Annotated in this window: 23 protein-coding genes; 14 read left to right on the forward strand and 9 right to left on the reverse strand. The window is 44.2% G+C overall.

Annotation, left to right across the window (positions count from 1 at the left end; genetic code table 11):
* Positions 1-22: 22 nt before the first annotated feature.
* From ACXAD6_RS01100 to ACXAD6_RS01110, 3 genes are all read left to right on the forward strand, one after another.
* The gene (locus tag ACXAD6_RS01100; RefSeq protein WP_474967257.1) at positions 23-2,104 is read left to right on the forward strand and encodes a reverse transcriptase domain-containing protein; all 2,082 of its coding nucleotides are present in this window, start codon (positions 23-25) and stop codon (positions 2,102-2,104) included.
* Between the two features lie 745 nt (positions 2,105-2,849).
* Positions 2,850-3,593: a threonine/serine exporter family protein gene (locus ACXAD6_RS01105; protein ID WP_474967258.1), complete on the forward strand. Its 744-nt coding sequence runs from the start codon at positions 2,850-2,852 to the stop codon at positions 3,591-3,593.
* A gap of 18 nt (positions 3,594-3,611) precedes the next feature.
* Positions 3,612-4,058 (forward strand): threonine/serine exporter family protein, encoded by a 447-nt coding sequence (locus tag ACXAD6_RS01110; RefSeq protein ID WP_474970333.1) that lies wholly within the window; start codon positions 3,612-3,614, stop codon positions 4,056-4,058.
* A gap of 189 nt (positions 4,059-4,247) precedes the next feature.
* Here ACXAD6_RS01110 and ACXAD6_RS01115 read toward each other — a convergent pair whose 3' ends face one another.
* Together ACXAD6_RS01115 and ACXAD6_RS01120 are read right to left on the reverse strand one after the other, a co-directional pair.
* Positions 4,248-4,724, reverse strand: a complete 477-nt coding sequence (locus ACXAD6_RS01115) for a DinB family protein (protein ID WP_474967259.1) — start codon at positions 4,722-4,724, stop codon at positions 4,248-4,250.
* Between the two features lie 302 nt (positions 4,725-5,026).
* Complete coding sequence (locus ACXAD6_RS01120) at positions 5,027-5,962, reverse strand: ornithine cyclodeaminase family protein (RefSeq protein ID WP_474967260.1); 936 nt, start codon at positions 5,960-5,962, stop codon at positions 5,027-5,029.
* Between the two features lie 196 nt (positions 5,963-6,158).
* On the opposite strand from ACXAD6_RS01120, the gene ACXAD6_RS01125 reads away from it, so the two are divergent.
* The 9 genes from ACXAD6_RS01125 to ACXAD6_RS01165 all read left to right on the forward strand — a co-directional run bounded on the left by ACXAD6_RS01125 (position 6,159) and on the right by ACXAD6_RS01165 (position 16,555).
* Positions 6,159-7,826 carry a metal ABC transporter solute-binding protein, Zn/Mn family gene (locus ACXAD6_RS01125; RefSeq protein ID WP_474967261.1) on the forward strand — a complete coding sequence of 556 codons (1,668 nt, stop codon included), beginning with the start codon at positions 6,159-6,161 and terminating at the stop codon, positions 7,824-7,826.
* Positions 7,827-8,050: 224 nt separating this feature from the next.
* Entirely contained in the window at positions 8,051-8,794 is a 744-nt protein-coding gene (locus ACXAD6_RS01130; protein WP_474967262.1) for an SDR family NAD(P)-dependent oxidoreductase, read from the forward strand.
* A 225-nt stretch (positions 8,795-9,019) separates the two neighbouring features.
* Entirely contained in the window at positions 9,020-10,093 is a 1,074-nt protein-coding gene (locus tag ACXAD6_RS01135) for a bifunctional transcriptional activator/DNA repair enzyme AdaA (RefSeq protein WP_474967263.1), read from the forward strand.
* A 19-nt stretch (positions 10,094-10,112) separates the two neighbouring features.
* Positions 10,113-10,964, forward strand: coding sequence for a DegV family protein (locus ACXAD6_RS01140; protein WP_474967264.1), 852 nt, complete (start codon positions 10,113-10,115; stop codon positions 10,962-10,964).
* A gap of 223 nt (positions 10,965-11,187) precedes the next feature.
* Complete coding sequence (locus ACXAD6_RS01145; RefSeq protein WP_474967265.1) at positions 11,188-11,499, forward strand: PTS sugar transporter subunit IIB; 312 nt, start codon at positions 11,188-11,190, stop codon at positions 11,497-11,499.
* Positions 11,500-11,522: 23 nt separating this feature from the next.
* Positions 11,523-12,812, forward strand: a complete 1,290-nt coding sequence (gene celB / locus ACXAD6_RS01150) for a PTS cellobiose transporter subunit IIC (RefSeq protein ID WP_474967266.1) — start codon at positions 11,523-11,525, stop codon at positions 12,810-12,812.
* Positions 12,813-12,858: 46 nt separating this feature from the next.
* Complete coding sequence (locus ACXAD6_RS01155) at positions 12,859-13,176, forward strand: PTS sugar transporter subunit IIA (protein WP_474967267.1); 318 nt, start codon at positions 12,859-12,861, stop codon at positions 13,174-13,176.
* Positions 13,177-13,190: 14 nt separating this feature from the next.
* Complete coding sequence (locus ACXAD6_RS01160) at positions 13,191-14,576, forward strand: glycoside hydrolase family 1 protein (protein ID WP_474967268.1); 1,386 nt, start codon at positions 13,191-13,193, stop codon at positions 14,574-14,576.
* 65 nt (positions 14,577-14,641) lie between these two features.
* Positions 14,642-16,555: a BglG family transcription antiterminator gene (locus ACXAD6_RS01165; protein ID WP_474967269.1), complete on the forward strand. Its 1,914-nt coding sequence runs from the start codon at positions 14,642-14,644 to the stop codon at positions 16,553-16,555.
* Positions 16,556-16,612: 57 nt separating this feature from the next.
* On the opposite strand, the gene ACXAD6_RS01170 is transcribed toward ACXAD6_RS01165, so the two are convergent.
* The 6 genes from ACXAD6_RS01170 to ACXAD6_RS01195 are packed head-to-tail and all read right to left on the reverse strand — an operon-like array spanning position 16,613 to position 23,039.
* The gene (locus ACXAD6_RS01170) at positions 16,613-17,524 is read right to left on the reverse strand and encodes an NAD-dependent epimerase/dehydratase family protein (protein ID WP_474967270.1); all 912 of its coding nucleotides are present in this window, start codon (positions 17,522-17,524) and stop codon (positions 16,613-16,615) included.
* Positions 17,521-18,810, reverse strand: a complete 1,290-nt coding sequence (locus ACXAD6_RS01175; protein ID WP_474970334.1) for a glycosyltransferase family 4 protein — start codon at positions 18,808-18,810, stop codon at positions 17,521-17,523. Before ACXAD6_RS01175 ends, ACXAD6_RS01170 begins: the two co-directional genes overlap by 4 nt.
* Positions 18,811-18,839: 29 nt before the next feature.
* On the reverse strand, positions 18,840-19,901 hold the full coding sequence (locus tag ACXAD6_RS01180) for a phosphotransferase (protein ID WP_474967271.1): 1,062 nt from the start codon (positions 19,899-19,901) through the stop codon (positions 18,840-18,842).
* 2 nt (positions 19,902-19,903) lie between these two features.
* Positions 19,904-21,082, reverse strand: a complete 1,179-nt coding sequence (locus tag ACXAD6_RS01185; RefSeq protein WP_474967272.1) for a carboxylate--amine ligase — start codon at positions 21,080-21,082, stop codon at positions 19,904-19,906.
* Positions 21,079-22,386, reverse strand: a complete 1,308-nt coding sequence (locus tag ACXAD6_RS01190) for a glycosyltransferase family 4 protein (protein ID WP_474967273.1) — start codon at positions 22,384-22,386, stop codon at positions 21,079-21,081. Before ACXAD6_RS01190 ends, ACXAD6_RS01185 begins: the two co-directional genes overlap by 4 nt.
* Positions 22,383-23,039, reverse strand: a complete 657-nt coding sequence (locus tag ACXAD6_RS01195) for a PIG-L deacetylase family protein (RefSeq protein ID WP_474967274.1) — start codon at positions 23,037-23,039, stop codon at positions 22,383-22,385. Before ACXAD6_RS01195 ends, ACXAD6_RS01190 begins: the two co-directional genes overlap by 4 nt.
* Before the next feature lie 231 nt (positions 23,040-23,270).
* Between ACXAD6_RS01195 and ACXAD6_RS01200 the strand changes: the two genes are divergently transcribed.
* A complete protein-coding gene (locus tag ACXAD6_RS01200) occupies positions 23,271-23,780 on the forward strand; it encodes a hypothetical protein (protein ID WP_474967275.1) in 510 nt (169 codons plus the stop codon).
* 160 nt (positions 23,781-23,940) lie between these two features.
* Positions 23,941-24,156 carry a hypothetical protein gene (locus tag ACXAD6_RS01205; RefSeq protein WP_035532206.1) on the forward strand — a complete coding sequence of 72 codons (216 nt, stop codon included), beginning with the start codon at positions 23,941-23,943 and terminating at the stop codon, positions 24,154-24,156.
* A 100-nt stretch (positions 24,157-24,256) separates the two neighbouring features.
* On the opposite strand, the gene ACXAD6_RS01210 is transcribed toward ACXAD6_RS01205, so the two are convergent.
* A complete protein-coding gene (locus ACXAD6_RS01210; protein WP_474967276.1) occupies positions 24,257-24,805 on the reverse strand; it encodes an RIO2 family protein in 549 nt (182 codons plus the stop codon).
* Between the last annotated feature and the right edge of the window lie 78 nt (positions 24,806-24,883).

Consider the following 24,883-nt stretch of genomic DNA (forward strand, 5'->3'; position numbering starts at 1 on the left):
ATATTAAATATGGGTGAGGTCTATGAAGAGTGATTTAAATAGTTTGATACAATCCGGGAATTTTGAGAGAGCATGGAGATGGATTAATTCTAGTAGTGACCACCGGTATAAGAATTATTTTAGAGATTTATATCAAGCGTACTCTTTTTCAAAGGAAGAAAATTTAAAGGATCTTCGGGGTAGAGTAAGAAACAATACATTCCAACCTAATAAGCCCGAAAGAGTTTATATTCCTAAGAAAAGTGGGATTTTACGACCTATATCTTTACTCCCTATAGAGGATCAAATTGTGTACCAAGCCTTTACTAATATAGTAGCTGAGTACCATAAAAAACAAAATCGTAAAAACTATAATAAACTTGTTTATGGGAATCTTTATTCTACAAAAAGTAGCAGATTCTTTTATCAAAAATGGATAGAAAGTTATAAGATAATGAATCGTAATATTATAGAAGCATATAATGATGGAAATAAATACATAGCATCTTTTGATATTACAGCTTTTTATGACAGTATTGACCATACTATATTGGCTAATTTTTTGACGGAATATGGAATGGATAAGGAGTTCATTGATAGGTTTCTAAATTATATGTCTATATGGACAGCAGATGGTTCATTTATTCAAGGGACGGGGTTGCCGCAAGGTCCTTTGAGTTCTGGGCTAATATCAGAAGTAGTTATTTCTTATATTGACAATAAGTATAAATACAAAAAATTTGAAACTGGTGTGAAATATTTTCGTTATGTAGACGATATAAAACTAATGGCAAATGATGAAGTTAACTTAAGGAAAAGTTTAGTTAGGTTAGACTATTATTCGAAAAGAGTTGGTTTATTACCTCAGTCTTCAAAGATAAATATACACAAGATTAAAGATATGGATGAAGAAATAAAGAATCTAAGTGATCCATTTGCTAAAGTTAGAAAACATGATGGAATGATTAATCCTTATAAAGCAGAAAAAGAATTAAAAAAGATAATACGAAAAAATGACCTTGCAGACGTAACCTCTTTTAAGATCGTTCTTCCCCATGTTAAACCTAAATTTAATATCTCGAAACAATTAATTGAATTATTATATCACCAACCTTTTTTATATAATGAAATATCTAATTACTTTAGGAATTATAAAAGAAAAATTTCTGATAAAGTCTTTCTAGAAATCCTTAAATATTTGGAAAGCCCCGAAGTATATCAGGTAATTAATGGACGATTACTTGCGTCCGTTCATAACAATATTTCTAAAAAAAACCAAGGGATGTTAGTAGATTTCGCTAAAAAAAGATTGAAAACTGAAGAAATTAAAGATCCTTATTATAGGTACACAATTTTATCAATTCTATTAGAAGACCATTACTTTCAGTATGATGAAATAAAAAAGATATTAAGTACTGAAAAAAGCTGGTGGGTTTTGAAAGCTTTAATAAAGTCAATTAATAAGGATTTCTTGGGTGAACCTTCGTATATTGAGTTACTTAATATACTGTTAGAAAATGATTCAGTAGATGTTGCTTTATCTGCTGCTAGGGAATATATTCTTTTAGATATATCTTCTGAAAATTCTTTTTCATCATCAAATTACATCGCTCAAAAGTCATTGAAGTCAGTGGGGGTAATTAAAAGGTCAGCTTCTACACCAAGTATAATCGGAGAGTACTTAAGCCTTATTTGCAAAGAAAAGCTCCCTGAAATGAATTGGAAAAGATTCTTTGGACCTAAGCAACATACACAAGCTGAAAATAAAATTGCACGTGCATGTGGGTATGTTCAAAATGATATGTCTGCTTTTGTAAATATTTTAGACGTCTTTCACGATATATTATTAAATAGTTTATTTGAAAAAGATGGTGGTATTGGGGGTTACAATCTGGGGAAAATAGGAAGCGTATTAAATCCAAATAATAAAAAATTCAAAAATAAATACCCCTCACTTTGGTCCTTATGTAAGGAAGTACATGAAAAAAGGTTAGAATGTGATATATCACATCCTTTGCATAAGAACACGGGAAATTATACTAAACCAATTGAGTATAGGTATATCTATAGTCTAAGGAAAAAAATGATTAAAGGATATAAAGAGCTAATTCAAGAATTCACATAGGTATAATATTCATATAGCCTGGAATTGGCATACTTTTTGACATACTATTTCTCATAAACATTTGGGTTCCATTGGATAAAGCATTTTAATCAATTCCCTTAATAGCTTTATATCCAAGTTGTTTAGGAGAATAATATACCCTATTTATTAATGAGAAACCATGGGCGGCATGATGTAATAACGCTCCAACCACTTAAGTAATAGGGCTTTTTCTATAAACAGTTTGAAACACACAAAAAGTCTCTGGAACTCTTGAAGTCATGTATAAATAGTTAGGAATAAAAGGACTAAATCCTAAATAAAGGATGTAGTCCTTTTTTGCTTTTTTATTTTCATTTCAGGTTTTTTAGAAGACCGTAAATTCCAGCCAACAGAAAAAAGAGCAGATATTATGAATATCTAAAGTTCTTATTGCCGAATGGTTTATACAGTAAAGAAGCTTAGGTGTAGAAGGGGGCTGATGCACACCTCTTTTCCTTATAGTTTTTTTATTAGTTTTGTTCAAAGTAAAGAATGCACAATACTCCAGCCCTGGGTGATGTGATATTGTACTTGTATGGAGACGAATATTCTTTGATGAACATCCACATTGGGAAGCCGTAAAGAATAATATGGAGCTAAGATCCAGCCATTCTTTCAAAAGAAAGTGAAGAAGTTTCGCGATTGTGGAAATCTTTAGGGTTTTAAGCTTTTAGGATAGGAATAGATACACTAAACATACTGGAATACGAATGGAGGTGACCGAGTGGAGGATACAGAGGACTTGATTGAGTTATGTTTATTAATGGGGAAGATCATGCAGCAAAATGGAGCGGAAACCTATCGTGTGGAAGATACGATGACGCGGATTGCCCAATCTTTCGGACGGGATGAATCCCAAAGTTATGTAACACCTACTGGGATTATGTTTACGATCAGCCCTGGTGCCCATGCAAAATTAGTAAGAGTTTCGGCACGAGAGACAAATCTCGAGAAAGTGAACCTTGCGAATAATGTCTCCAGAAAGATTGCAAGTGGGGAATTGTCTACTCAAGCAGCGTATAAAGAGCTCAGGAAGATTGAAACCAGTCCTACAGACTATTCCATGCGCATGCAAATCATCGCTGCCACGTTAGCAAGTGGTTTCTTTACTATCATGTTTCAGGGGAGCTGGTACGATTTCCTGCCAGCCTGCTTAGCAGGAGGACTAGGGTTTATTGCATTGATTAACTTCATTCGATTATTTGAAATTAAATTCGTTGCTGAATTCGTTGCTTCGTTGTTGATCGGTTTTACAGCCTTCTCCCTTTTTTCATTCGGTATTGGGAAGGAAGTGGATAAGATCGTTATCGGTTCAATCATGCCGTTGGTCCCTGGTCTGCTCATCACCAACGCTGTAAGAGATTTGATGGCAGGCCATCTGATCTCAGGACTCGCCAAGGGGGCAGAGGCTTTTTTAACAGCTTTTGCAATTGGGGCAGGTATTGCTGTGATGTTTGCACTATTTTAGAGATCGTGAGGAATGACTATGTTGATTGAATACGCCATAGCAAGCTTTTTTGCATCAGCTGCCTTTGGGATCATCTATCAGGCGCCAAGAAATACAATCATCAAATGCGGTCTTGTCGGCATGATTGGTTGGGTCATTTACATATCCTTAGTATGGGGAGAAGTCGACAGTGTCCCAGCTACACTCATCGCCTCCTTTGTTATTGCCATGGTCAGCCAGATGCTGGCAAGGATAAACAAAACGCCTATGATTATATTTAGCGTACCAGGGATTATTCCTCTCGTACCAGGAAGTCTCGCTTATGACGCGATGCGGAACTTTGTACAAAATGACTACAGCGCCGCAATCTCTATTGCAGCGAAAGCTTTTATGATATCTGGTGCTATAGCATTTGGGCTCGTGTTCTCGGAAGTGCTTAACCAGATTATAAAAAAGATAAGACAAACAAAAGAGCAAATGAGGTAATGGGTGAGCCTCACTTGCGCTTTTGTTTTCCTTTAAAATCCACTGTATTAATCCTTGTTTTGGCATTCAGCTATAATAGTTTGCAGGCATGTATGACTGCCGAGCAGCGTAAAGGATATTCCATTACTTAAAAGGCGAGAAAACATGGGGACGCATCACTGTATGATCAAATAACATGTGAACAATGATTTACTTAATAGCCTCTAAAATCTCTTCAATCTGCTCAATGTGGCGTCGTTCATGTTCGGCTATGAGAATGAAAATGCTGTTGGCAGGAATATCTCCAAATCGCGGATGGGACACGACATATCGTTCGATGTATTTGTTCTCATTTAAAAAAGCTTCGGTTGCGTTTCTTGAGTTCTGCAGCAATTGGATGCAGTCTTCTGCATTTCTGTGGACAGTGGAAGGCTCCTGCTGTGCCTTCATTTTCACGGAACGATCCCGCAGGATGGAGAAATCTTTTTCCTCAGCATGTCCTATGTGTTTCTGCTTCATAGCGTTCTCCACCAGCCCTAGAAAATTCACCTCAGCCACTGCTAGATGCTCGACCACCTGTGCAACCGTCCAACCTCCCAGTTCCGTAGCAGTATTTATATCGTAATCATTTAAGTGCCTTAGCAAACTGATCAATTCTTCTCTCGTTTGAATGAATGACTGATCCATGATTGCTCCTCCCTTAGGTGTGTATGAAATCACGATTTCTATTTCAATTTTATCATATGAGATGGACGCGAATGTAAAAGAAGCCCGGAGCGGAGCCCGAGCTTTTGGAACTGATCATTTTAGATCTATAAAGAACATGGGGAAGGGGAATCTACATCAGTACCCCTGCTGGTGCACACATGAAGACTTGTGCGCAGCGGGTAAAAGAAAGAGGGTTTACTGCAATGGCACTTATCCCCAGTCCAGCAAAGCTTCAGCCAAATGGGGGGAGAGGCATCGACAAAAATAATGACAGATATCTCTTACTTATAAAGCTTTTCATAAATCGATTGAACGACAACCAAATCAAATATGGCAGCCCCTACAGATTTGTACACGATCGTCTTTTCTTCTAAATCCTGCGGCGGATCATTTTCGGTGATGATTTTTTCGAGGTCCCAGGAGTTTTCTAAGCCCGAACGTAAATGCCCGGCCTGGATCATATCCCCGGATTCATGCAGGGCGGATCTGGCATCTACAAATACTTCATCAGCGATTCTCATAACTTGATCAGAGATTTCCTGCATGGAAGGGCGGAAGGAGCCCACTCCTACGATGAGTTTGCCTTTCCAATCTGAATCGTGTAATTCAGGAAGCACAGGGGTGGTGGAAGTTGTAGTCGTTACGATGATGTCTGACTCTCTGGCTAATTCTTCGACAGAGGAAACGGTAAACGTGACTTGTGGGAAGCGGGTCTCTGCTTTCGCTTTAAACTGATGGGCTTTCTCTTCGGTGCGGTTATAAATATGTACATGCTTGATGTCTCTGGCAGCAAGGGCCGATTCTAAGTGACTCCATCCTTGTGTGCCGGTTCCGATAATGCCTAACGTTTCCGCGTCTGCTTTAGCCAGGTATTTGATTCCGAGTCCTCCCAGAGCACCTGTACGCAGGGCCGTAATAGCAATGGCATCACACAAGAAAAGGGGTTCCATCGTCTTGCGGTCATTCAGAACCATTAAGCCGTGGATCGTGTCTTTTCCAGCATTCCTGTTTTCAGGAGCAACGCCTACAAGTTTCGTGGAGTAATAGTTTCTATAAAAGGCCGGCATCAGCAAAGCGGTATTCTCTCCATCCTCTATGTGCATCCGGTCCGGTGATATGAATTCGCTTTCTTTTTTGGTGTAAAAAGATTCGATGCTGTCCATCGTTTCCTTCATAGAAAAATTCCTCGTAATCTCTTCTTTTGATATGACTTCCATGATTATCCCTCCTTTATGATGTACTACAGATACTATCAAACTTTTCTGAAAAAGTGAAAATGTGTTCGTTGCTCAGTCCTTAATTATTAACACATAAGGAAGACCAATTTTTTGTCAATCAATCGTAATGATTATCATTTACAAATAGTAATCATTACGATAGAATAATTGAGGTACATAAGGAGGAGGAGAAACAATGAAAAAAATGATTGGTGCAGTTAGCATGTTTGCATTCATTTTATTACTTACAGCATGTGTAGAAGAAGAATCAAGCAGTAGTGAAGAAGGGGAACAATCCGATGCTTCTGAAGAGTTGAGTATCTATACGACGGTTTATCCCCTTCAGTATTTTGCGGAGCAGATTACAGGGGAGCAGGCGGATGTGCAATCGATTCTTCCTCCCGGTTCAGACCCTCACACATATGAACCAACATCAAAAGAAATGATTGAAATGGCAGAAGCAGACGCATTTATTTACAACGGTGCCGGATTGGAACCCTATGCAGAAAAAATCTCAGATTCTATTAAATCTGAAGATGTGAAAATTCTGGAAGCATCCACGGGGATTGAATTAAAAGAGCATGCCCATAACCATGAGGAAGAAGAAGGAACTCACGAGGAGGAACATGCTCATGAAGAAGAAGATCATGAGGGCGAACATGCTCATGAGGAGAAAGAAGGAAGCAGCGAAGATGAACACGCTGGACATAACCACGGGGACCAGGACCCGCACGTCTGGCTTGATCCCATCCTTTCTATTCAGGTAGCTGAGAATATTAAAGATACACTGGTTGAACTGAATCCTGAGCAGGAAGATACCTATAATGAAAACTTCGAGGAACTAAAAAGCAACCTTGAAGGGCTGGATCAGGAATTCCACGATCAATTGGAAGCAGCACCAAAGAATAAATTCATCGTGTCTCATGCCGCTTATGGATATTGGGAACAATCCTACGGTGTTGAGCAGGTTTCTGTTTCTGGTTTAAGTCCAACCAATGAACCTTCTCAAAAAGATTTGGAAGCCATAGTTGAAACGGCTGAACAGCATAACATCAATCATGTATTCTTTGAGCAGAATGTTACACCTAAAGTTGCGGATGTCGTTAGAAAAGAAATCGGGGCAGAATCTCTGCGTCTTCATAATTTGTCTGTGTTGACGGAAGAAGATATAGACAATGAAGAAGATTATTTCACCCTCATGAAGCAAAATTTAGAAGTATTAACTGAAGGTTTGGCCGGCGAGCCGTCTGATGCCGGGGACTCTTTTGAATCAGACGAGCACAGCGGCCACGCTCATAATCACAGCCATGCGGATGACGAAGAAGCCCAGCAGATTTATGATGGGTACTTTGAAGATGAGCAGGTGAAGGATCGTAAACTGACAGACTGGGAAGGGGACTGGCAGTCTGTATATCCATACCTTCAGGATGGAACACTTGATGAAGTGTTTGCTCATAAGGCTGAGAATGACGGAGATATGACAGCGGAAGAATATAAAGAGTACTATAAGATCGGTTACGAAACCGATGTGGACCGCATTATTTTTGAGGGAAATGACGTAACGTTCTTCGAAAATGGAGAAAAGTCGTCGGGAACCTATACCTATGATGGGTATGAAATCCTTACCTATGAAGCGGGTAATAGAGGGGTCCGTTATATTTATGAGTTAACGGAAGAGGATGGGGATCTTCCTCAATACATCCAGTTCAGTGATCACAGTATTACTCCGACTGACGCGGATCACTACCACCTTTACTGGGGAGATGACCGTGAAGCACTATTGGACGAAGTGACAAACTGGCCGACGTATTATCCATCAGACATGGATGGTCAGGAGATCGCTCATGAAATGATGGCGCATTGATCATCATTGTTCACGATAAATATATATGCGAGGAAAAGCTGGAGACCATAATAATGGTCTCCAGCTTTTTTGATTGGTGTTCCTCTTGAGTGTGGGGATATGATTCATGTACGAAAATATTGAATTAGACAAGAACGGCGTCTGTCCGTATAATCATGTTTTACGTATAAGATTGAAGCTGAAGTTAAAGCTTCAATCATAAAAGAACACATGGAGGTATATGCATGGCTGACTTAACGGACCAAGTCATTTTGATCACGGGAGCCAATCGCGGACAAGGAAAAGCGATGGCGGAGCACCTTGCCTCTCTTGGGGCAAAGGTGATGGTAGGCGCAAGGAAATGGGAAGATGCTCAAGCAACAGCGAACGAAATCGATGAGGCCTATCCCATAAAACTGGACGTTACGAAAGATTCGGATTGGGACGTGGCTGTAGAAGAAATTGTAGAGAAGTTCGGAGCCATTGACGTTCTCATCAATAACGCAGGTGTCTTGATCCGCAAACCATTTGAAGAGATTACGATGGATGAATACCAGCAAATGATTGATGTGAATCAGCTCGGGGTCTTTCGAGGGATGAAGGCTGTTACGCCTCAAATGGAAAAACAGAGAAAAGGATCCATCATCAACAATTTATCCATCTCCTCGTTTTCTCCGATTGCCAAGTCATCGGCGTATGCCGCGACGAAAGCATCGGTGGTCGCGATGTCCAAAGCGGCAGCGATTGAGCTCGGTAAGAAGGGAATCCGGGTGAATATGATTCATCCCGGCGGTATTGAGACGGAAATGGCTACCCAGGGGCAGGGAGTTCCCTCGTTTTATGATTCGGTCCCCCTTGGGCGTATCGGCCAGCCGGTTGAAATTGCCCGTGTGGCTGCTTTTCTAGCCTCAGATGAAAGTTCCTACTGTACCGGAACGGAAATTGTGGTGGATGGCGGTATGACGCTTGGAGTGAATGAAGAAGAGTAGACGTGGATATCGGTCCTCCTTACTAAAAGCCTTTCAGGAGTTACCGTCCTCTTGAGAGGCATTTTTTTTGGGATAGACAGGACGAGCCTGTTCTGGAGCCGAATATAAAAAGACAGGAGCCTTTGAAGAACAAATCAATGCCTGATTTTCGGCTGCGGATGGTGAAATTCCCTCTATAATTAAAAGCAGGATCCTGTCTTTGATCAATCGTAAAGAGGTGTTCTTATGATAAGTGATGATAAGAGAAAAGAATTCTACCAAGCCTTACTCGAAAGAAATGCAGCCTATGAAGGGGTCTTCTTTGCAGGGGTCACAAGCACGGGAGTATTCTGCCGTCCCACCTGTCCGGCAAGGAAACCGAAGTATGAGAATTGTGAATTCTTCCTTACCCCGCAGGAAGCGCTTCTTGCATCGTTTCGTCCCTGCAGAAGATGTACCCCGCTTTCCCACCCTGACCAAGTCTCTGCGCTTGTGCAGAAACTGGTCCAGGCGGTGGAGGAGAACCCGGAGAAGAAATGGAGAGAAAAGGACTTCCGCGAGCTTTCCGTCGATGAGTCCACCGCCCGCCGTCAGTTTAAAAAACGTTTCGGCATGACCTTTGTGCAGTATGCCCGGGCTCGGAGAATGGGCCTTGCGATGAAGGAAATCCGAGCAGGTAAATCAGTCATTGATGCGCAGTTGAACAGCGGTTACGAATCCAGCAGCGGGTTTAGGGACGCTTTTTCCCGGATCATGGGGGAGTCCCCGGCCTCTGCTCAGGAAAACCAACTGTTGAAAGCATCGTGGCTGGACACCAGGATGGGACCGATGATTGCTGTTGCGGATGAAACGCATCTGTACTTATTGGAGTTTGTGGATCGGCGAGGATTGGAAAAAGAAGTGGAAGTGCTCAGGAGAAAAAAGAAGGCTGTTATCATCCCAGGGAAAACGCCGCCTATGCAAGCCATTGAGGAAGAACTGCATCTGTATTTTGATGGAGAATTAACCGAATTCACAACACCTGTGGCATTCACAGGCACTCCTTTTCAAACGAGGGTATGGGACGAACTAAGGGAAATTCCTGCAGGAGAAACCCGCACATATACAGAAATTGCCCGTGCCATCGGGAAGCCTGCGGCTGTCCGTGCCGTTGCTGGAGCGAACGGGGCTAATCAGCTCGCCCTTATTGTCCCGTGCCACCGAGTCATTCTCAGTGATGGGACGGTCGGCGGATATGGGGGAGGAAGCGCGAGAAAGAAATGGCTTTTAGAATTGGAACGTGGAGGGAATGTGTGGAGGGAAGATAGTAAGAATCTCTAATCATTCAGGAGGCAGTAGTATGGGACAAATCGTCTTATCGACAGAAAGCGGGGCCGATATCCCCTCTGATTTAGCGGACAAGCACAAGATCCAAGTGGTTCCTATGCACATTATTATGGACGGCAGGGATTATTTAGATGGCTCTCTGCCTGTTCAGGAGATTTATGATTATTACACCCGCACGAAACAAATTCCCACGACGACCTCCACCAATGTTTATGAATATGAGCAATTCTTTACAAAGATAAGAGAGCAGTACCCTGGCTGTACGATCATTCATATTGGTTACACATCAAAAGCGTCATCTTCTTTTCAACATGCCGTCATCGCTTCTGAAGAATTCGAGGATCTCTATCTCATTGATGCTCTAAATGTGACTGGCGGATTAGCCGCAATCGTCCTGTATGCCGCAGAGTTATTAGGCCGGAATCCTGACGTGAATGCACAGCAGTTATTGCAGGAAATCGAGGAAGTGGTTCCGAAAACAAGGCTGTCCTTCATTCCCGGCAGCCTTGAATTTTTGAAAGCTGGAGGCCGGGTAAGCAATACCGCTTCTCTTGTAGGCACGTTGTTGAAAATAAAGCCCTGCATAGAGTTGAAAGATGGAAACCTCATGTCCACTAAAAAGTACAGAGGAAGGGTGATGGGAGCGGCTGAAAAGCTCCTGAGAGATTACCTGAGTGTATTCGACTTGGATACTCGTCAGCTTTATATGATCTATTCCATCGGACTTGATGAAAAGGTGAAGCAACGGATGGAGGAAATCGCTGAAGAGTATGGGTTCCACCATACTACATGGATACAGGCGGGGGCCATGATTTCAACACATTCAGGTCCCGGAGGATTTGGCGTGGCTGGATTGGAGAAGTAGGTTTAACGATGATGATCGATACCCGGGCTCATTGAAGGAAACCTATAGATAGGAAGAGGGAAGCTGGCCACAGCTTCCTTTTTTATTGGTATCAATGGTACGTAAGACACGTATGCCATTAATTATTTCCTACCTATAGAGGAAAAAGCATGCGTGTAAATGAAAGCGCTTTTAAAATACAATGGAATTAAGGTAAAACAAACGAATCAAGGGGGACGCACAAATGAAGAACATTTTATTAGCCTGCTCATCAGGCATGTCTACAAGCTTATTGGTTTCAAAAATGGAGAAGGTCGCTGAAGAAAAAGGATTGGACGTGAACATATGGGCGGTCGGTCAGGATAAGGCTTTAACAGAAATGGAGCAGGCCGATATCCTGCTTATCGGTCCGCAGATGCGCTTCATGAAAAAGAAATTTTCCAAAGCTGCTGAGGCAGTGGGCATCCCTGTTGAGGTGATCGATCCAGTCGCCTACGGAAGAGTCGATGGTAAAGTTGTTTTAGAAAACGCGCTTGGTACGATCGAGAACCATTAATATCCATTCAGGGGGCATCCAGCATGAATAAATTTATGGAGTTTTTAGAGGGGTTTTTGCTGCCGATTGCAGATAAGCTGAATAACAACCGCTATTTAACTGCGTTAAGAGACGGCTTCATGGTAGCTCTGCCTTTAATCATTTTCGGTTCGATCTTTGTAGTTATAGCTAACTTTCCATTCCTTGACAAAATGATCAGTGAAGAGGCGTTTGCAGCGTATCAAAATGCACTGGGACCTGCTTCGGCCTCCACCCTGAGTATCATGGGAATGTTCGTCATTGTCGGAATCGGTTATAAATTGACCGAGCATTATGAGTTGGAGTCCATCTATGGAGGCGTCGTAGCCTTGGCCTCCTTTCTCATTTTGACCCCTCAGATTCTGGAGGGCGTCAACGGCGTTATTCCGACCTCCAGTCTAGGTGCAGAAGGAATGTTCCTGGGAATATTCACTGCCTTTATCTCCGCAGAGCTTTACCGCTTCTTCGTTCAGAAGAATTGGATGATTAAGATGCCTTCGGGTGTTCCTGGTGCGGTTTCCAAGTCCTTCAGCGCACTGATTCCAATAACGTTGACATTGTCCGTGTTTTTGCTCGTACGTATTTTATTCAGCTTCACACCATTCGATACGGTTCAGAACTTTATCTATACGTTGATCCAGGAACCATTGACAGCGTTGGGAAGCGGACTGCCGGCTACAATCGTAGCGGTTATTATGATTCAGGTCTTCTGGTTCTTCGGGCTGCATGGTCAGATTATCGTCAACTCTGTATTCGACCCGATCTGGTATGCCTTGAATGAACAGAACCTTGATGCCTTCCAGGCTGGAAATGAACTTCCGAACGTTGTTACAAAGCAATTCATCGATACATTTCTTGTCGGTATGGGTGGAACGGGGATGACGCTTGCCGTTATTATTTTAATCTTTGTTATAGGTAAAAGCCGACAGTTGAAAGAACTGGGTAAATTAGGGGCACCAGCGGGATTGTTTAATGTGAACGAACCGATTATTTTCGGTTTACCAATTGTCATGAATCCATTGATCCTTATCCCATGGTTAGTAGCTCCTGTTGTTATAACACTGGTTACATTTTTTGCAATGTCGACAGGACTGGTGCCAAAACCTGCAGGAATCATTGTGCCATGGACGACACCGCCGCTTCTCAGTGGTTTTCTGGCAACAGGGAATGCGTGGCAGGGCGCAGCGCTTCAAGCATTCAATCTGTTTATCGTCTTCATCATCTGGTGGCCGTTTCTGAAAATATTAGATAAAAAATACTATGAAGATGAAGGTAAGGGAGACATGGTTGAATAAAGGATCAGGGGTAATTTCAGAATGATATAAGGTGGATTGATGAGAAATGAATGAAGAAATGAATCCGGCAACAGAAACAGCCTTCCAGATCATCCTGCACGCAGGGAACGGAAAGTCCAGTGCGATGGAAGCGATCCAAGCCGCTAAGGAAGGAAAGTTCGATGAATCCGACCGGCTGATCGAGGAAGCCAATGATGAACTGGCAAAGGCTCACGGCTTTCAGACAAAGCTGCTTCAAGAAGAAGCGGGCGGAGGGGAAACAAAAATCAATGTGTTTTTAATCCATGGGCAGGATCACTTAATGACTTCCATGACGGTGAGAGATCTAGCTGTGGAAATTATTGAAATTTACCGTTTGAAATAAAGGAGGAGATCATGATGAGTGTAGATTATTCATTTCCAGAAGGGTTTTGGTGGGGGAGTGCCACCTCTGCCACGCAAATCGAAGGTGCAGCAAAGGAAGGCGGGAAAGGAGAAAATATATGGGATCATTGGTATAAAACTGAGCCCCATCGTTTTTTTCAGGATGTAGGACCGCAGACAACTTCAGATTTTTATCACCGCTACAAAGAAGATATCGGGTTAATGAAAGAAATCGGCCATAATACGTTCCGGCTGTCGATTTCCTGGTCAAGACTAATTCCTGAAGGGCGCGGCTCGGTCAATGAGGAAGCAGCTGCTTTTTATAATGATGTCATTGATGAATTGATCGAAAACGATATCGAACCTTTCGTGAACTTATTCCATTTTGATATGCCGATGAAACTGCAGGAGGAAGGGGGCTGGGAGGGTCGTCAGGTTGTCGAAGCATTCAGGGCATATGCAGAAGAAGCCTTCCGTTTGTTCGGAGACCGGGTTTCCAAGTGGTTTACGTTCAATGAGCCGATTGTACCTGTAGAAGGTGGATACTTGTATGACTTCCATTATCCAAACGTCGTGGACGCGAAGCGGGCAGCCCAGGTCGCCTACCACACAGCTTTGGCCAGTGCAAAAGCTGTAGAAGCTTTTAAAAGGAATGAGCACCAGGGGGAAATCGGGATCATCCTGAACCTCACTCCTTCTTATCCGCGTAGCGGAAACCCTGCTGACCTGCGTGCTTCCAGAATCGCTGACTTATTCTTTAACCGCAGTTTTCTGGATCCCGCTGTCCTTGGTGAATACCCTCAGGAATTGATCGAACTTTTATCCGAGCATGGCTGTCTCCCAGATTCGCAGCCGGAAGATCAAGCCCTGTTGAAAGCCAATACGGTCGATATTTTAGGAGTGAACTATTATCAGCCTCGTCGTGTGAAAGCTAAGGAAAATCTGCCAAACCCTTATGCTCCTTTTCTTCCGGAATGGTATTTCGACCATTACGAGATGCCGGGCAGAAGGATGAACATCTATCGCGGGTGGGAGATTTATGAAAAAGGAATCTATGATATTATGATGAATTTGAAGGATCACTATGGAAACATCCCGTCATTTATTTCGGAGAATGGCATGGGGGTACAAAACGAAGAGAGATTCCTGCAAGGCGGAGAAATCCAGGATGATTACCGTATTGAATTTGTATCGGAGCATTTGAAGTGGCTCCATAAAGCTGTTCAGGAAGGGTGCAATGCCAAAGGTTATCATATGTGGACGACGATGGATAACTGGTCCTGGTCCAATGCCTATAAAAACCGTTATGGATTTATTTCCATCGATGTGGAAACGAAGGAACGAAGCTTGAAAAAGAGTGCGCACTGGTTTAAAAATGTGGCGGCTAATAATGGGTTTTAACTCTTCTGCGCGGTGAAGCGTAGTTCAACCGGTTACCGCAGTATGGATCAGTAAGGAGAAGCGATATGCTGAACTCTCGATTGGAAAATATATTGCGTAAATTAATGGCGGTGGATTATCCGCTTTCCAGTTCTTACTTAGCCAGTGTTAATCACGTAACTCCACGTACCACAAGGGAAGATATTAAAGCTCTGAATGGGTGGTTACAAGAGAACGGGGCGGAGATTCATACCATTATGGGAAAGGGATATCAGATGGAGATCCATGATGTTTCCCGTTTCCATGAGTTTTTAAAGAGGACGGATGATCCTGGTGAAACGGCTGGGAATCGACTGCCGGAATCTCCGGAAGGCCGGGCCGCTTATCTTTTGAAAGAGTTGTTATTAAGTGAAGGGTACGTCAAATTGGATGATCTTGCCGAGGAAATGTTCATCAGCAAGTCTACGATTCAAAATGATTTGAAGGAAGTCAAAAAGCAGTTATTCAATTATGATCTTTCATTAGAATCCGTCCCGAATTATGGGCTGAAAATCAAGGGGGAAGAAATGAAGGTCCGATTCTGCCTGAGTGAATATTTATTTAACCAGCAGAATACAGGTATTCCGGACAAGCTGGATTCTTTTTCTAAAGAAGATAAAGAGAAGGTATTCGCTATTCTCATCCGAAAAATCAATGAGCATGACATGACGCTATCCGACATCGCGGTGAACAATCTGCTGATTCATATCCTGATCGCTTACAAACGTGTCCAAAGTGGCAACTACGTAGAGATGTATCAGGATGACCTGATGGAAATTGAAGAACAGGAACAGTATCAGGTAGCCGCAGAAATTTTAAAAGAGGTGGAGGATGCCCTTCATGTCGAGTTTCCGAATATAGAGATCGCTTATATAGGGCTGCACCTTCTTGGAACGAAATTATTGACCACATCCAGTGAGGTTGTAGAACAGGTTATGGATCAGCAGGTCATCGATCTGGTTAAAGCTATTTTGGAAAAGATCGATGGGGAATTCAATTTAGGAATCCGAGGAGATCAGGAATTAATCGTGGCTCTCCGCCTCCATTTGAAACCGGCCATCAACCGCTTCAAGTATGAAATGAACATCCGCAACCCGATGCTGGAGGATATCAAAAAAAATTATCCGTTAGCCTTTGAGACGGGAGTGACAGCCGGCGTGGTCATTGAAGAGCATACAGGGGTCAGTATTGATGAAAACGAAGTAGGCTACCTGGCCCTCCATTTCGGGGCAGCTATAGAAAGAAGGAAATTGGAAACAGGACCAAAGAAATGTCTGATCGTCTGTGCTTCTGGAATGGGGACAGCGAAACTGATTTATTATAAATTGAAATCACATTTCGGCAGTCAGCTGGATATTACCGGAACGACGGAATACTATAAACTGGACGAATATAACTTAGCAGACATTGATTTTGTGGTGAGTTCCATTCCGATTCAAAGGTTGGAGATTCCTGTGATCGAGGTGAATACCATTGTAAGTGAATCCGACCTGCTCAGGATTGAAGAAACCGTGGTGGGAGGAAAAAAGGCATTCGTCGATTATATACGTGAAGATCTCGTCTACTTACAAAAAGAATGTCAGTCAAAACAGGAAGTCCTTGAATTTATGAGCGGCGAACTAATGAATAAGGGTTTGGTAGACGATACTTTCCTCAAGGCCGTTCTTGAAAGAGAAGCAGTCGCACCGACCTCTTTTGGAAACTTAACCGCGATTCCTCATCCTATTACCCCTCAATCATCGGAAACGTTCTTAAGTTTTTGTACGCTGAAGAATCCTGTTTTATGGGAGGGAAAGCCTGTCCAATTGATCTGTTTTCTCTGTGTGAAAAAGGACAGCCAGGAGGATCTGCAAGTATTATATGAAAAACTCGGGCAGATGATTGATCGTCCATCCACTGTACAACCATTTATTAAAGCCGGGACGATGGCGGAGTTTTTCCATGCCTTTAAAACGATGTAGACAGGAATATGGAAACCCCGGGAGCCTCCTCTGCGTCAGGGAGGCTTCCGGGGTTTTCTATATTCCTTTATAATAATCGACCGTCTTCTCCAGCCCCTCATTCAAATCATGCGCTGGAGTCCATGTGAGTTCGCTCCGTGCCTTTGCATTGGAAAGTCGGCTGTGCCGGATGTCACCTTCCCGTTTTTCATAATGAACAGGCTCCGTTGATATCCCACACTTCTCGGAAAGCCGGGAGTATAGATCCTTGATCGACGTTTGTGTATCGCTGCCGATGTTAAGGGTTTGGTTATCTGCCTTCGTCATGGCAAGCAGGTTGGCCCGCGCGACATCATCGACGTAGACAAAGTCGCGGGTCTGGCTGCCATCCCCGAAAATGACCGGGGGTTGGTTCTTTAACAGCTGCTCAACAAAAATGCTGATTACACCACCTTCCCCGTCGGAGCGCTGCCCGGGACCATAGACATTCGCATAGCGGAAGATGGTGTAGGGAAGGCCGTGAAGTGTTTGGAACAATCGGATATACGTTTCGGCTGCTGATTTTGAGGCCCCATAAAAGGACAGGGGGCTGGTTAGGTTTTCCTCGTGGAGGGTGTCACAGCTCTCCCCATAAACGGCGCTGGTGGAGGAGAAGATGAATTTTTTCACGCCATAACGGCTGCTGTATTCCAACAGTTTTACGGTGCCTGAAATGTTAACGGCAGCGTCTTCCGCTGGTTTTTTAAGGGATTCCGTCACATTCACTTGAGCAGCGAGGTGCATCACGATATCGGGCCTCTCCCTTTCGAATATATCCTTCACTTTTTTTGATGAAAGGTGTCTTTTGAAAACCTTCACTCCACATGGAAGGTTTTCTTTCCGTCCGTTGGAGAAATCGTCTAAAACAATGGGAATGTGACCTTCTGACAATAGCAGGTGGACAATTCGGGAGCCAATGAATCCGGCTCCGCCGGTCACTAATACTTTCACTGAAAACCCTCCTTTCTATATAAATGATTCTGGTAAACGGCTTCGATTTTTTTAGTCATGATATCGCTGGTAAGGTGCCTGCGTGCGTAAGACTCGGCGGCCGCGGCAAACCGCCTGCGCTCTTCTTTGCTGGTTATAAAACGCCTGAGCGCCCGGACCAGTTCTTCTACATTCCCCGGTTCGCAGAGAATGCCGGTTTTTTCAGGATGGACCATTTCCGGTATGCCCCCACATGTAGTGGAGATGACCGCCTGCTTCGAATGCATAGCTTCGATGATGGATAAAGGGAAGTTGTCATTGATCGTAGGCAGAACATAGATGTCTGACTGCGAGAGGATGGACGGGATATCGTCTCGTCTGCCCCAGAAGGTGACGTTATCCAGCTCCCGTTCTTCCGCTTGTTTCATCAGGATTTCTTTCATGACACCATCTCCGACAATCCATACGTCCATATGATTTCTATACTCCCGCAGACGTGCCAGCGCTTCTAAAAGGTACCCATGACCTTTCCGTGGGGACAGTCGGGAAACGCAGGTTATGGTGAGTTTTTCGCGGGGGCGGTTCGGGAGTGGTTGAAAATCGATGCCGGTATGAACGGTCACCAGCTTTTCTTCCTCTGCTCCAAAATTCATCAGGTTGGGGCGGAAGGAATCAGCGATCATGATAATTTTCGTACTGGCTGCTATCCCGCTTTTTTCAATACACGTAAAATAGGCTTCTTCAAGGGACCCTTTATGGATTTTGTTGAATGTCAGGCGGCTTTTCGTAAAAAAACCGTGCGGGGTGAAAAATAGTGGTTTTTGGTACGTTTGATTCAGATCGCCAAGAAGGAAAAGGGCAAACAGATCCTGGGCGTGGATAACGTCATACTTCTCAAGGTTCTGGGTTTTGAGAAACGCTGAAAACACATGAAGAAAGCTGAGGTTCTTTATGATTTTTTCGTTTGTTGATCCGTAACGGTCCATCATGAACGCCCCGGCGGCGGCTGCGGCTTCCGGAATCCACTCCTCCAGCTGCACGGAAGACATGTGCCCGGGGGCCAGTACATCAACGTGATGCCCTGCTGCCTCCATGCCGTTTTTTAATGAGGTGATGTAATGGGACAGCCCGCCGGTATTGGGATATCGAAGAAACGTTACATATAAGATGGTCAAAGGCTTCGGCGGCCGGTATTCCATTGGCTGCTGGTGGAAGGAATGGGGGGAGTTGGGAGCGGCGTTTTTATTCTTTAAAAAATACTGATCCATCACAGCAGTAAGAGCGGGATGAATGCGGAAGGATGGCATTTCACTCACGTTTCCTCGTCCTTTCTTATCTATTTGTAAATTCCCAGCTCTTTCCCCCATGCAGCTATTTTCTCCAGATGGTAGGGCAGGAGTTCCCCTCCACGGTTTTCAAGGATGCGCCTCAGCTGGGTGTGCAGTCCTTTTTCAAGGGTCCGCTGGAGATAGGCCATTTTATAAAGCTTCATGGGCGGTGTTTGGAACTCAATGCCATGCTTTTTCATTTCCTTTGTATAAACATCCACGACTCGAGTGCGGATGTTGTCAGCGTCGTTCTGCCAGTCTTTGCGGAAGGCGATCAAAATCTCGACCATGACAATCATATCGAACCAGGACGGGGCGAATTTCGCTGATTCCCAGTCAATGAATTGAATGGGCCAGGCAGTAGGTTTCTGGACATCCTTTGAACAGATATTCTGCATGTGAAGGTCACCGTGGGTGATGGAGAACCCGCTTTCCAGAAGTTCAGGGAAAAAATCAGGGCCCTGCTTATACATGTTTTTCAATGATTTGTAATGAGGCTTGATGACGTCCTTCCACTGCTTTTCCTTTTTGGCCTTCGTCAGCATGGTTAGTGTATTGGACATGAATTTTTCCCGGTCTTTTTTCATTTCGGGAGAGTCGTACATGGGAAACCAAGGCTGCAGAGCCGCGGACTCCCTTCTGAACTTTTCCTCGTACGTGTGGGCGTGCAGCTTGGCAAGGGCAGGGATGATGAGATCGAAATGATCGGGGGTGAACGTCAATTGTCCGCGGATCTGCCGGACAAACTCCATAAACACCCACGTATCGGGCCCGTGTCTCTCGACTAAATAGATGTTGGGGAGGAATTCTTTCAGGAAAGGATAGGCCCTGCTGTAGATATTGATCTCAATTTCATTTTTATATTTGGTCGAGTGATAGATTTTGAAAATGATCGGAAAGGTTTGGTTGTGTGTTTGAAGGTCGAGCTGATAAATGCTGCTTCGCTTCGTGGACTTCAGGTTTTGTACCGAATTCTCTATGAGCGACACTTTTTTTCCAAGAGAGGCAGTGAGCTTCTCTTCAATACGGTTTTTATGAAACATCGACGTCAGTTCGGCGCCGGAATACATGGTTACTCACTCCTTCGGTTCTTCTTCCAGGCATTCTTCAAATGGGACAAGGTGCTGCGTATAAAAGGCATCGGGTCATCGAGGGCAAGGAGAGCAAAAACCTTCTTCCCCCTGAACCCCTCTAGGAAATCTATAACATTCATTTCGCCGTGCTTTCTTTTTTCAAGGAAGGTCAGGAAATAGCGGACAAGATAGATCCACTGAACGCCGTCTGTCTGCTGTAAGGATGGTGCGGGGTGATGCCCTGTCAGGTGCAGGTAGTAAAAATAGGCAAAATCAACGCCCGAAGCGCCGGTTAAGCTGTGTGTGAGCCAAAAACGAGGGTTGATTTCAATGAGCTTGTATCGGCCGTCGCGCGGGTCTTTTTTGTATTCGATCATCCCGATCCCTTTAAGGTTCAACGCTTCCAACAGCGGCAGACCTTCCTCCACGAGTTCGGGAATTCTCCTGCTCACAATATGGGCGCCTGTTCCAAACTGGGCGGGGAACTGGTGATTTTTCTGCAGGGTGAAAAGGGCGAGTAACCGCATGTTCTCATCAAAAAAGGTGGCGATTTTATAGAAGGATTGGTTATCGCCGGGGATGATTTCCTGTATGATCAGCTCTCCGAAGGCCCGGTATGCCGGATAGACCTCCTTCAGCATGTCAGCATCCTCTATGTGAATCGCTTTTTTATTGACGTGTTTCCGGAATTCATGACTGAATACGGGCTTTAAAATACACGGGAACTCCAACTGTGCAATGGCTTCATCCAGCTGCTGTTCATCTTCTATAAAAAAAGTTTTCGCTGTCGGTACGTGATGCTGGACGGCCAATTCATAGGTTCTCTTTTTATCGAGCAGATCCATGATGGTTGAATGATCGGGATATAAGAACAGATAGTAGGAGGACAGTTCACGGCGGTACTTGGAAATGAACACCACATAATCATCCGACCCGGCATAGAGAACGGGTTTATGATCGAGAGAATCGGAGGTTTGGATTAAAAAAGAAAGCAGTTCTTCCTCCTGGGTCAAGGGACTTGGGCAGACAGCGCAGTGGGCGAGCCGTGATTTTCCTTTGGCATAGGGCCCTTCTGTATCGAAGGCGTACACATCAATTCCTTTTCGGGCAAGAGTGTGGATGATTCCGACGCCGTTAGCACTTAAATCAAGCACGACAGCTGGGTGTGTGAACATCATTCTCCCTCCGAATCGAGAAGGTTATAGTAGAGTTGTTCTACGCGGCCGACCATTGCTTCCCGTGTCAGGTGCTTCTTGGCATAGTCATACGCATCGCCGCTAAGCTTTCTTCGTAAGGCTTCGTCTCCAAGCAGTCGTTGGAGCTCGGTGGTTAACTGGCCGACATGTCCCGGTTCCACCACGAGACCGGTTTGATTGTGGTGGACAATTTCCGTGATGCCGCCACAGTCGGTAGTCAAGACAGCTGCCCCGCTGTGCATCGCTTCTATAATGGAAATCGGAAGGTTGTCGTTGACGGTGGGAAGGACGAAAATATCGGTTTTACTCAAAATGGCAGGAATGTCCCCGCGCTTACCTAGAAACTTCACGTTGGAGAGCTTCAACGATTGGACCTCCGCTTCAAGCGTTTCCCGCATTTCCCCGTCCCCGACAATCCACACCTCTGCCTGCTGGCCGATCCGCTTGATCATCGACAGTGCCTTGAAAAGATGCGTATGTCCTTTGCGGGGCCCCAGCCTTGCGATACAGGCGATGACAACTTTCTCATTCCTGTCCCTCCGCTTCAAGTCTTTAAATTCAATGCCGGTATGAATTGTAGTCAGTTTGTTCGGTTTGGCTCCGAGAGCACTCAACGGTTCACGGAAGGAATCACTCAAAATGACCATGTGGGTGGCGTAGTCGATGGCTTTTTCCTCGATTTTTTTGTAATACACTTCTTCGACGGATCCTGCCTCAATGCGGTTGAATTTGACCCTGCTGAAGGTGAACATGCCGTGGGGCGTAAAAAGAAGCGGCTTTCCTATGCCTTCATTCAATCTTCCCAGGATGTTGGCTGTAAATAAATCCTGGGCGTGAAGGATATCGTATTTCTCCACTTTGACGGATGATATCATCTGTTCATAGATATAAAGGAGACGTGAGTTTTGGATGATTTTACTTGTACTGCTGCCATAACGCCGTTCAAAGAAAGTCTTTAATTCAGGGACGATCGCTTCCCGGAGCTTTTGTACCTTTTTAGGTGAAAATTGGCTGGGTGAGATAACATCGACTTTATGTCCCATAGATTCGAGGCCTTCTTTTAATGTGGTGATGTAGTTGGAAAGTCCGCCGGTATGTGGATAATCCCAAAAGGTCGTCAGAAGTATGGATAATTTTTTCTGTCCGGGTTTGTGTTTTGTTTTCTTCTTCCGCCGTGGTTTTTTACTTTTTCCTTCGAGGAAAGCGTGGAGCGGCTTCGATTTGATTCCATAATAATCATCGAGAGCGGCGATCAGGTGGGGGTATGGAAAATAGGATTCCTTCATATCCATATCCTCCTGATTACTTCAAAGGCTTCCGCGTATGGAACACCGATAGTCATCCCGCGGACACTCGCCAGATGTTTGACTCCTTCATAGGAACGCGGATGGGGAAAGGCGCGCATTTCAACTTCGTAATGTTTCAAGGAAGCGATTTTTTCTTCAATCTTTGTAGATATATTCACATAATAGTTGGGCTTGAACTGCTTATCACTGCCCGGGGCATTCCACTCGCTTGAAGATACGGTTTCGAAGGTGATCAGCTCGATCGGCTGTTTACCAGGAAGGGGACGGACGGCTGTGAGTACAGCCTGGAACGTAATCTGATGATCGATATTCACATCCCCGTAGTGGTGGGTGAATACGATCGATGGCTGGTAAATCTCAATCAGTCTTTCAATTTCCTTTGTTAATAGATGGAGAGGCATCATTTCTAATTCCAAGTTCGGGTGTTCTAAAAATACCATTTCCTGAATTCCGATCTCTTGGTTTGCCTTGCGGGCAAGATATTGAATGTGATGAGCCTCTTCTTTTCTTCCGTTTGCTGTAATGATCGATACGACTCTACTTCCCTGGTCCACGAATCTTTTCAGCGTTCCTGCTGTGCCAAGGAGTTCATCGTCCGGATGGGCAGCGATGACCAATACAGTATCTTTCATTTTCATCACCTCATTCTAATCTCTATTACGTTACTATATGTCTTCCGAATGATAGTCGAAACAGACACGAGCACAGGGCGCCTGACTGTTTGTTCCCCTATTGGAATGCAGCCTCAGAATAAAAAAATAGAGAGAGGAGCCGGGGGCTGCCCTGAAAATAGGCTCTACAACCTTTTTCCGGCATCATATATTGATTAGGAACGAAAGCTCTAATGTAAAGAAGGTGAGCCGATGAGAAAAAATCACAGTCCATCGAACGCTGGGAAGGTCCCTGTAGATAAGGGGCGGGAAGATCATGCTCCCAGAAAGCCGCACAACAATGTCCCAGCCATGGATGATGTTTTAACGTCCATGTTTAAACTGGGGGACGATCTAGAAGTCTTCTTCCGGGATCAAGTGCTCGGAGAGGGAGGTACCTATATAACAGCGTTCCACAATGTTCTCGTCTGGGTGGATCGTAAGGGACATATCAATGTAACCAATGTAAGCGGTCCGGTCAGTGTAAGAAAAATCAAAAGGGACAGAAAAAAACGGGAGAAATCCAAAAAGCAGGCTGATCCATGTTCCATGCGGAAGGACAGGGGAAACCACTCCTGTGATAAAAAGGAGACCGAACACGCCGGGAGGAAGAGGCACGACACTTCTTCGGTGGATAAAGAGCTTCTGAACTTCGTCAAAATCGAGCAGAGTCAATCAGAAGGCGGCCTATCCTCTGATACGTACGAGAACGAATACACGTAAACGTGGTCATCTATCTATCAACGTATATCCTGTCCGGCAGCCGAAACGGAAAATCTATCAAGGGCTAATAGGAAAACATTCTCAAATTGAGCGATATGCCTGTACGCATTCCTTGACTCAGCATAGAAATAGAGTAAACAGTGAAAAGGAGGGAAATGATATGTATAAAGATAAAGAAAAAGATAAAGGCCAAAGCATGGCTGGGTTCCTTAACAAGATTTTGTCCATGGGTGATAAAATTGAAGTTCTATCCGGCGATGAAGAGCTGGATGAAGGTTCCTACGTATATGCGGACGATCACTTCTTAGTATGGGCTGATGATAACGGCCACATCAACACAACGAACCTTGATAATGTTACGGTTCGTAAAATCTAATTGAACGGAAAAAAAGACTGGGATAAATCCAGTCTTTTTTTTATGGGGAATCTAGTAGAAAGCACTCGATGCTATAAAAAGATCTCGAGTGCTTTCTTACTTATTTGGCTTTCTTCCAGGCTTGATAGACATCCGGACTCAGCGTTTTTACATGTTTCATGAATTCTCCGGAGAGACCAAACTTCTTCATACCCTTCATCAGCTTCGTTGGATAAGGGGCGTTCGATGTAAAGGCACGTTTGTGGTCGATCACTTTAAAATCGCCGGAGCCATCCATCAGCATGTGGCGGACTTCTGTATCCCAGCGGGTAAACCCCAACCGCTTGAACTCTGCCAAAACGAACAGGATTTTTTCCGTCATTTCATCATCGATGTATCCATGACGTTTCATATGCCGGGCAAGAGAGATGCCCTGAACGAACTCCATGACAATATAATGCTCTCCATATTCATAAAGGCGGGGCATAATGGTCGAGGTCTGTCCGATTTTCATCGCTTCCAGTTCCCGCTGCCACGTTTCCTCTTTAAAGAAGTATTTGACGACTTTGTCGTCGGCGACCTTGTAAATCTCCCCATCTTTTCCATCACCGATCATCTCATAGGGGGCCAGGTCCTTTTTAGTGATTTTCCCATTAAATAGATTCTCCATAGGATCATTCCTTATTATTATAGACTTTGATGCTTCTATTAGTTTATGGAGGTTGTTTTCGTCTCGTAACCGGACCAA

Source organism: Halobacillus sp. ABH2_015 (genome assembly GCF_056158945.1).

Bases quoted from the DNA above. Each gene is read 5' to 3' on its own strand.
- ACXAD6_RS01120 (WP_474967260.1), bottom strand. From the start codon at position 5,962: ATGGAAGTCATATCAAAAGAAGAGATTACGAGGAATTTTTCTATGAAG.
- ACXAD6_RS01125 (WP_474967261.1), top strand. From the start codon at position 6,159: ATGAAAAAAATGATTGGTGCAGTTAGCATGTTTGCATTCATTTTATTA.
- ACXAD6_RS01130 (WP_474967262.1), top strand. From the start codon at position 8,051: ATGGCTGACTTAACGGACCAAGTCATTTTGATCACGGGAGCCAATCGC.
- ACXAD6_RS01180 (WP_474967271.1), bottom strand. From the start codon at position 19,901: ATGTATTCCGGCGCCGAACTGACGTCGATGTTTCATAAAAACCGTATT.
- ACXAD6_RS01160 (WP_474967268.1), top strand. From the start codon at position 13,191: ATGAGTGTAGATTATTCATTTCCAGAAGGGTTTTGGTGGGGGAGTGCC.
- celB (WP_474967266.1), top strand. From the start codon at position 11,523: ATGAATAAATTTATGGAGTTTTTAGAGGGGTTTTTGCTGCCGATTGCA.
- ACXAD6_RS01210 (WP_474967276.1), bottom strand. From the start codon at position 24,805: ATGGAGAATCTATTTAATGGGAAAATCACTAAAAAGGACCTGGCCCCC.
- ACXAD6_RS01155 (WP_474967267.1), top strand. From the start codon at position 12,859: ATGAATGAAGAAATGAATCCGGCAACAGAAACAGCCTTCCAGATCATC.
- ACXAD6_RS01190 (WP_474967273.1), bottom strand. From the start codon at position 22,386: ATGAAGGAATCCTATTTTCCATACCCCCACCTGATCGCCGCTCTCGAT.
- ACXAD6_RS01115 (WP_474967259.1), bottom strand. From the start codon at position 4,724: ATGGATCAGTCATTCATTCAAACGAGAGAAGAATTGATCAGTTTGCTA.
- ACXAD6_RS01195 (WP_474967274.1), bottom strand. From the start codon at position 23,039: ATGAAAGATACTGTATTGGTCATCGCTGCCCATCCGGACGATGAACTC.
- ACXAD6_RS01145 (WP_474967265.1), top strand. From the start codon at position 11,188: ATGAAGAACATTTTATTAGCCTGCTCATCAGGCATGTCTACAAGCTTA.
- ACXAD6_RS01165 (WP_474967269.1), top strand. From the start codon at position 14,642: ATGCTGAACTCTCGATTGGAAAATATATTGCGTAAATTAATGGCGGTG.
- ACXAD6_RS01135 (WP_474967263.1), top strand. From the start codon at position 9,020: ATGATAAGTGATGATAAGAGAAAAGAATTCTACCAAGCCTTACTCGAA.
- ACXAD6_RS01175 (WP_474970334.1), bottom strand. From the start codon at position 18,810: ATGCCATCCTTCCGCATTCATCCCGCTCTTACTGCTGTGATGGATCAG.
- ACXAD6_RS01140 (WP_474967264.1), top strand. From the start codon at position 10,113: ATGGGACAAATCGTCTTATCGACAGAAAGCGGGGCCGATATCCCCTCT.
- ACXAD6_RS01205 (WP_035532206.1), top strand. From the start codon at position 23,941: ATGTATAAAGATAAAGAAAAAGATAAAGGCCAAAGCATGGCTGGGTTC.
- ACXAD6_RS01100 (WP_474967257.1), top strand. From the start codon at position 23: ATGAAGAGTGATTTAAATAGTTTGATACAATCCGGGAATTTTGAGAGA.
- ACXAD6_RS01110 (WP_474970333.1), top strand. From the start codon at position 3,612: ATGTTGATTGAATACGCCATAGCAAGCTTTTTTGCATCAGCTGCCTTT.
- ACXAD6_RS01185 (WP_474967272.1), bottom strand. From the start codon at position 21,082: ATGATGTTCACACACCCAGCTGTCGTGCTTGATTTAAGTGCTAACGGC.
- ACXAD6_RS01200 (WP_474967275.1), top strand. From the start codon at position 23,271: ATGAGAAAAAATCACAGTCCATCGAACGCTGGGAAGGTCCCTGTAGAT.